Source organism: Flavobacterium daejeonense DSM 17708 (genome assembly GCF_000425425.1).
In the GTDB taxonomy this organism is placed as follows: domain Bacteria; phylum Bacteroidota; class Bacteroidia; order Flavobacteriales; family Flavobacteriaceae; genus Flavobacterium; species Flavobacterium daejeonense.
Window position 1 is genome coordinate 1 of the sequence record NZ_AUDK01000047.1, and the last position, 2269, is coordinate 2269.

At 33.8% G+C, this 2269-nt stretch carries 2 protein-coding genes; both read left to right on the forward strand.

Annotated features, from left to right (window positions below):
* Nucleotides 1-1067: lipase family protein (locus H599_RS20080; RefSeq protein ID WP_035141912.1), on the forward strand; the 1067-nt coding region annotated here is incomplete at its 5' end.
* Nucleotides 1068-1082: 15 nt separating this feature from the next.
* Nucleotides 1083-2033, forward strand: a complete 951-nt coding sequence (locus H599_RS0117660) for an ankyrin repeat domain-containing protein (protein ID WP_026715332.1) — start codon at nt 1083-1085, stop codon at nt 2031-2033.
* Nucleotides 2034-2269 lie beyond the last annotated feature (236 nt).

A 2269-nucleotide genomic window follows, 5' to 3' on the forward strand; every position in this document is an offset into this window, starting at 1 on the left:
CTTATGAATATCTATCTTATTATGAAGTAGAAACTTGTGTGTTTGATAATGAAGGCGGTGTTGCTACCAATGATTGTGAGTGGGTATGTAATTCTCAGCAATATGATTATCCACCAGATCCTGATGGAGATCCTGATGGAGATCCGGACGGTAATCCTGATGGAGATGGAAGCGGTACTGGTACTGGTTCAGGAGGTGGAAGTTCTGGAGGAGGATCAGGAGATGGAAGTGGTTCTGGTTCAGGAGATGTAGTTGATGTTGGTAGTGGTTCTACTTGTACAACGAGTTGTTCTTTTGGATATATACAGACTACGGATTGTGGGTGTAGAGAAGTAACCCCTTGTATATCAGCTAAAATGTCTAATCATGTTTATAATACATTAAACGGAATACAAGAATCTGGAGAGGATGGATTAAATGATAGCAATATGACTATAGTCCCACCGTCTCAGTTACCTTCAGGTGTTGTTTTAACGGATTCAGTTAGTAGTTTTAATTCTGCCTTATATAGGGTAGATCATGGTGGCGGCAATATAGAGTATATGTATGCTACCGAAGGTACTGTATCTTTTAATGATTGGAAAAATGATGTTGAGCAAGGGCTTGGTTATGCAGCTGATCAATATGCTAAATCTGTAGCAAACGCAATACTTTTAGCAGATTGGGCAAGTAGTAATGGTTATAAGTTAACTTTTACAGGGCATTCATTAGGGGGTAGTCTGGCTAATGCTAATGCACTTGCTACAGGATTACCAGCGACTATATATAACCCGGCTGGATTACATGATAATACAATAACTACATTAGGTTTAAATTTAGCTAACTCAAAAAATGTTACAGCTTATGTAGTAAGAGGGGAACCAGTAAGTATAGTTAATTGGTTGACAGGTAATGCAGTAAGAGGAGAGACAAAGTACATTGGATCTATAGTAGATACAATATCTTTGTATAGTTTAGGAGTGACTTTAGACTCTAATATTTTTGACGATTTTTTTATTACGAAATTAGCAGCTGGATATTACCTCCATTCAATGGGAACTGTTGTTTCTGATTTATATTGTGATTAATAATAATTTTATAAAATGAAAAAAAAACTTGCAGGCTTATTGGTAATTGTTCTCATGGTGTTTTCATGTACATCCAAAACTGAGAAGGATAAATGGGCAAAAGAAGATCCAGAGATTAAATACTCCGAAGCCAGGGAAAAAGAAGTATGGGGCGAAATTTTACGCGGTAGAAATCCAGCTTTATTCTACGGGACACCTTTGTACGATTTGGCTGAGACCTTATCAGGAGCTATATGGTTTAGAGATAAGGAAGAAATCGCCCAACTCATTGACGCTGTACCTAAAGAATACATTAATTTTCAAGAAGGTAAATTTGGGATGACCATAGGGCAATTTGCCCTAAGAACAAATAATATGTTTGCCATCCGTAAACTTTTGGATAGAGGACTTAATTCAAATATAATGGACAATATGGGCAATGCCATTATAATTGATATTAATAATTATACTTATGGTAGTTTGCCAGAAAGTTTGGAAACCCTTAAATATATGATTAAAAAAGGAGCCAATGTAAATTTATATTCGGAAAAAGCACAATCATCTACACCGTTAATTGAAGCTAGTCAAATGGGAAGACTTGAGAATGTAAAAATACTTGTTGAAGCAGGTGCAAATCCTCATTTTACATGCGATTTTGATTTAGGTTCAAATATGGATATAACATTAGATTCAGCTTTGAGACAAGCATTATCTTATGGTCAAATTGAAGTAGTTAACTATTTTATCTTTAATCAAAAAGTCGATTTTAGAACTTTGAGGTATCCTAAAAAATCAAAATTTCATCCTGATGATTATATAATATTGTATAAACTTAGGGAGATGTTTTTTGAGTTGAATAGTAAAAAATATCAGGAAAAAATGAAATTGGTAGCTTATTTAAAAACGCAAGGTTTTGATTATTGGAAAACTCCTGTTCCTGATAGATTTAGGAGTACTTATTCCCAAGAATATTTGAGTAAGTATTAATTATAAATCCACAAAGAGTTTTTAAAATACAAAATTTAGTAAATATTTTTAGACTTTGCGGAATTGTGTTGTTTTTATTGGAAATTATGAATTTTTAAAGCTGCATCCTTAAAAAGATGCGGCTTTTTTTGTGTCTTATCTCAAAAAACGGATTCTAAATCAAAAGAAATACATGAGAAAGCTATTAAGGAAACTTTTCAATCAGTATCTCACCGTTTAAAAAGCACCGAAAAACT

Coding starts and splice junctions, on each gene's coding strand:
- H599_RS0117660 (WP_026715332.1), top strand. CDS start 1,083: ATGAAAAAAAAACTTGCAGGCTTATTGGTAATTGTTCTCATGGTGTTT.